Genomic DNA, 4,918 nt, shown 5'->3' on the forward strand with positions numbered 1-4,918 from the left:
CAACAGCTCAGCGCGCGGCGGAACCCTCGGTGTAGTCCTCGTCCGTCTGCTTGACCCACGCCATGAGCTTGCGCAGCTCGCGGCCGGTGGCCTCGATCGGGTGCTGGGCACCCTTCTCGCGCAGGGCCTTGAACTCGGGGGCGCCGGCGTCCTGGTCGTCGATGAACCGCTTGGCGAACGAGCCGTTCTGCACATCCGCCAGCACCGCCTTCATGTTCTCCTTGACGTGCGGGTCGATGACGCGCGGGCCCGAGACGTAGTCGCCGTACTCGGCCGTGTCCGAGACCGACCAGCGCTGCTTGGCGATGCCGCCCTCGATCATGAGGTCGACGATGAGCTTGAGCTCGTGCAGGCACTCGAAGTAGGCGACCTCGGGCTGGTAGCCGGCCTCGACGAGCGTCTCGAAGCCGTACATGACGAGCTGGCTCGCGCCGCCGCAGAGGACCGCCTGCTCGCCGAACAGGTCCGTCTCGGTCTCCTCGGTGAAGGTCGTCTTGATGCCGCCGGCCCGCAGACCACCGATCGCCTTCGCGTACGACTTCGCGAGGTCCCAGGCGGTTCCGGTCGCATCCTGCTCGACCGCAAGGAGCACGGGCACGCCACGGCCGTCAGCGAACTCGCGACGGACGATGTGGCCGGGGCCCTTCGGGGCGACCATGAGGACGTCGGCGTCCGCCTCGGGCTTGATGTAGCCAAAACGGATGTTGAAGCCGTGGCCGAAGAGCAGCGCGGCGCCGTCCTTGAGGTTCGGCTTGATGTCGTTGGCGTACACCGTGCGCTGCACCTGGTCGGGCGTCAGGATGACGACGAGGTCGGCCTCCTTGACCGCGTCGGCGACGCTCCTGACCGTGAGGCCCTCGGCTTCGGCCTTGGCAATGCTCTTGCTGCCCTGGGCGAGCCCGACCCGGACGTCGACGCCCGAGTCGCGCAGGTTGAGCGCGTGGGCGTGGCCCTGGCTGCCATAGCCGATGACCGCGACCTTCCTGCCCTGGATGATGGACAGGTCGGCGTCGTCGTCGTAGAACATCTCGGCCATCGTGGCCTCTCCTTTGGTTCGGTTGTGCTGTTGTTGAAAGACATTGGGACGTATGCCGCTGAGCTCGGTTGCGCGCCAAGCTCACTCGGCGTGCGGCCGGGTACTCAGGCGCTGCGCAGGCTTCGGTCGGTGATCGAGCGCCCCCCGCGGCCGACGGCGACCATGCCGGACTGGACGAGCTCCTTGACGCCGAAGGGCTCGAGCACGTCGAGCAGCGCTCGGAGCTTGTCCGAGGTGCCGGTCGACTCGATGACGACCGCGTCGGTCGTCACGTCGACGACCCTGGCCTTGAACAGGTGGATCGTGTCGATGACCTGGCTGCGGGTTGTCGCGTCCGCCCGGACCTTGACGAGCAGGATCTCGCGCTGGACCGAGTTGGTCGGGTCGAGCTCGACGACCTTGAGCACCTCGATGAGCTTGTTGAGCTGCTTCGTCACCTGCTCGAGGGCACTGCCCTCGACGTCGACGACGACCGTCATACGGGAGATCTCCTGGATCTCTGTCGGACCGACCGCGAGCGAGTCGATGTTGAAGCCCCGACGGGAGAAGAGGGCCGCGACTCGGGTGAGGACGCCCGGCTTGTTCTCGACCAGGACGGACAGGGTGTGCTTGCTCATTCCTCACGCTCCCAGACGGGCGCCTCGTCACGGGCGGCCAGGATCTTGTCGTTGCTCACGCCGGCGGGGACCATCGGCCACACCATCGCGTCGCGGTGGACCACGAAGTCGATGACGACGGGTCGGTCGTTCGTCTCGAGCGCCTGCTTGATGACGGCGTCGACCTCTTCGGGCGTCTCGGCCCGGAGTCCCAGACAGCCGTAGGCGTCAGCGAGCTTGACGAAGTCGGGGACGCGCTGCTGCATCGGCTGCAGGTCGGTGTTGGAGTAGCGCTCGTTGTAGAAGAGCGTCTGCCACTGCCGCACCATGCCGAGGCTGCTGTTGTTGATGATCGCGACCTTGATCGGGATGTTGTTGACGACGCAGGTGGCCAGCTCCTGGTTGGTCATCTGGAAGCAGCCGTCGCCGTCGATCGCCCAGACGGTGCGGTCCGGCTCAGCTGCCTTGGCGCCCATGGCCGCGGGGACCGCGTAGCCCATGGTGCCGAGGCCACCGGAGTTGAGCCAGGCGTTGGGACGTTCGTACTGCACGAACTGCGCGGCCCACATCTGGTGCTGCCCCACTCCGGCGACATAGGTTCCCTCCGGCCCGGTCAGCTCACCGATCCGCTGGATCACGTACTGGGGCGACAGGGTGCCGTCGGCAGTGTCGGTCCAGCCGAGGGGGTAGGTCTGCTTCCAGGCGAGCACCTGCTCGCGCCACTCGGCGAAGTCCCACCCCGCCGCGTCCGGCCCGGCATTGGCCTGGTCGGCGCGGATCTGCTCGATGAGGTCACCGATGACCTCGCCGACGTCGCCGACGATCGGGACGTCCGCGACCCGGTTCTTCGAGATCTCAGCGGGATCGATGTCGGCGTGGATCACCTTGGCGTCCGGGGCGAACGTCGACAGCTGGCCCGTGACGCGGTCGTCGAAGCGGGCACCGAGGGTGATGATGAGGTCGGACTTCTGCAGGCTCGTGACTGCGGCGACGGTGCCGTGCATGCCGGGCATGCCGAGGTTGAGCGGGTTGCTGTCGGGCACGGTCCCCCGAGCCATGAGGGTCGTCGTCACCGGGATCTGGGTCAGCTCGACGAGCTCGCGCAGCTTCTCGCTGGCCTTGGCCCGGACGACGCCGCCGCCGACGTAGAGCACGGGCCGCTTGGCGGCGGCGATGAGGCGCGAGGCCTCCCTGATCTGCTTGCTGTGCGGTCGCGTCACCGGGCGGTAGCCGGGGAGGTCGATGGGGGGCGGCCAGCTGAAGGTCGTCGTCGCCTGGAGCGCGTCCTTGCTGATGTCGACGAGGACCGGTCCAGGTCGTCCGGTGCTCGCGACGTGGAACGCCTCCGCGATCGCCTGGGCGATCTTGGCCGGGTCAGTCACGAGGTAGTTGTGCTTCGTGATCGGCATCGTGATGCCGCGGATGTCCGCCTCCTGGAAGGCGTCGGTCCCGATCGAGGCGCTCGACACCTGACCGGTGATCGCGACGATCGGCACGGAGTCCATGTGGGCGTCGGCGATGGGCGTGACGAGGTTCGTCGCGCCCGGGCCGGAGGTCGCCATGCAGACGCCGACCCTGCCGGTCGCGGACGCGTAGCCCTCGGCCGCGTGTCCGGCACCCTGCTCGTGGCGGACGAGGACATGACGGACCTTGTTGGAGTCGAGCATGGGGTCGTAGGCGGGGAGGATGGCGCCGCCCGGGATGCCGAAGACGGTGTCTGCTCCGACGGCCTCGAGCGCGAGTACGAGAGCCTGGGCACCGGTGACCTCGACGGCCGGGACGACCGGCGCGACGCTCACGGAGGGGGCGCTCGGGGTGTCGGCGTTGGGCTTGGGGCGGGCCAGTTGGGCCACGTCCGCGGGCGAGGGCGCCTGCTTCGTGGTTTCGCTCACGGTTCTCTCCGCTGGGTCGTCGTTGCTGAAGTGGCCTTCGAGGTGCACAGGAGGCGAAGCCGCCCGTCGGCAGTCACAAAAAAACCCTTCGGTCCTGGTGGGACGGAAGGGGGGCGCGCTGACCGGTGCTGCTGGTCTGCGCGCTAGGGAAGTACGAGGTTTCGGGCCACGCGTCCACCGTCCTACGCACCATCGGGGAAGTCAATCGGCCCCCCTGCCCGTCTCAGCATGTGGTGATGTGATCTCACCCTCTGTCCTTCGCGCTCGGTCGCGACACGGCGCCGGCGATCGCTGGTGAAAGTCAGTTGTTGCGGGGTTGCCCCGGTCTGGAGACTGGCATGCAGCTCACCATGACCGGGAGGGGAACATGAGCAACCAGAGCAACACGCAGATCGACATCAATGACCTGGGGCTGACGGACTACATCGTCAGGCCGCTCACCCTGGCCGACGCCGGAGCCGTCTTCGAGCTCATGGCCGCCGGGGAGCTGGAGACGATCGGCGAGGTCGCGATCGAGGAGGCCGACATCATCAGTGACTGGCAGCGCCCGAGCTTCGACCTCGCCACCCAGAGCATCGGCGTCCTCGACAGCCAGGACGGCCACGAGAGCCTCGTCGGGTATGCGGAGGTCTACCGCGGCCGATATGCCGACGTGGCCGTCGCCGCCGACCATCGGGGCCGGGGTATCGGAACCGCCCTCGCCCACTGGACCCAGCGGCTGAGCAGGCGCGACGGGTCTGGGCTCGTCGGGATGCCTACGCCGGACGGCTCCCCGGGCGAGCGGCTGTTGCGCGACCTCGGGTACGAGGTGCTCTGGACGTCGTGGGTGCTGGCGATGCCCGAGGGCAAGCTGATCGAGCCGCAGCCGATCCCCGAGGGCTACTCCATCCGGCCCGCCGAGGGCGAGGCGGACTACCGCACCGCCCACGAGGTCGTCGAAGACGCCTTCCTCGAGTGGTCGGAACGGGACCGCGAGACCTATGCGGACTTCGCGGCCCAGATCGTCCGGCGCCCGGGGTTCGAGCCCTGGCACCTGAGGCTCATGATCGACCCGTCCGGTGAGGTCGTCGGGACGTCGATCCTGCAGCTGGCCGGCGAGTGCGGCTACGTCAGCCGGCTCGCCGTGCGCCGCGACCAGCGGCACCGCGGCCTCGCCCGGGCCCTTCTCGTCGACTCCTTCGAGCAGGCGCGGGCGCATGACGCGCCGCGGTCCGAGCTGTCGACGGACTCCCGGACCGGAGCCCTGAGCCTCTACGAGAAGGTCGGCATGGAGGTCACGTCGACCTGGCGCCACTGGGCCATCGACACCGCTGACCAGTCCTGACCAGTTCCCTTGCCCCGCAACACACCCGCTTGTCGACTGCCTACCCCGGCTGCAGCCGGGGTAGGCAGTC

General features: G+C 68.5%; 4 protein-coding genes. 1 reads left to right on the plus strand and 3 read right to left on the minus strand.

Annotated elements, in window-relative coordinates; genetic code table 11:
- Window positions 1–7 precede the first annotated feature (7 nt).
- The 3 genes from ilvC to VIR15_RS14970 form a co-directional block, all read right to left on the minus strand.
- On the minus strand, window positions 8–1,036 hold the full coding sequence (gene ilvC, locus VIR15_RS14960; RefSeq protein ID WP_331929084.1) for a ketol-acid reductoisomerase: 1,029 nt from the start codon (window positions 1,034–1,036) through the stop codon (window positions 8–10).
- 104 nt (window positions 1,037–1,140) lie between these two features.
- On the minus strand, window positions 1,141–1,653 hold the full coding sequence (gene ilvN, locus VIR15_RS14965) for an acetolactate synthase small subunit (protein ID WP_331929086.1): 513 nt from the start codon (window positions 1,651–1,653) through the stop codon (window positions 1,141–1,143).
- Window positions 1,650–3,524 carry an acetolactate synthase large subunit gene (locus VIR15_RS14970; protein ID WP_331929089.1) on the minus strand — a complete coding sequence of 625 codons (1,875 nt, stop codon included), beginning with the start codon at window positions 3,522–3,524 and terminating at the stop codon, window positions 1,650–1,652. Before VIR15_RS14970 ends, ilvN begins: the two co-directional genes overlap by 4 nt.
- A 367-nt stretch (window positions 3,525–3,891) precedes the next feature.
- On the opposite strand from VIR15_RS14970, the gene VIR15_RS14975 reads away from it, so the two are divergent.
- Complete coding sequence (locus VIR15_RS14975; RefSeq protein WP_331929091.1) at window positions 3,892–4,848, plus strand: GNAT family N-acetyltransferase; 957 nt, start codon at window positions 3,892–3,894, stop codon at window positions 4,846–4,848.
- Window positions 4,849–4,918 lie beyond the last annotated feature (70 nt).

The organism is Intrasporangium sp. (assembly GCF_036566125.1).
Lineage (GTDB): Bacteria > Actinomycetota > Actinomycetes > Actinomycetales > Dermatophilaceae > Intrasporangium.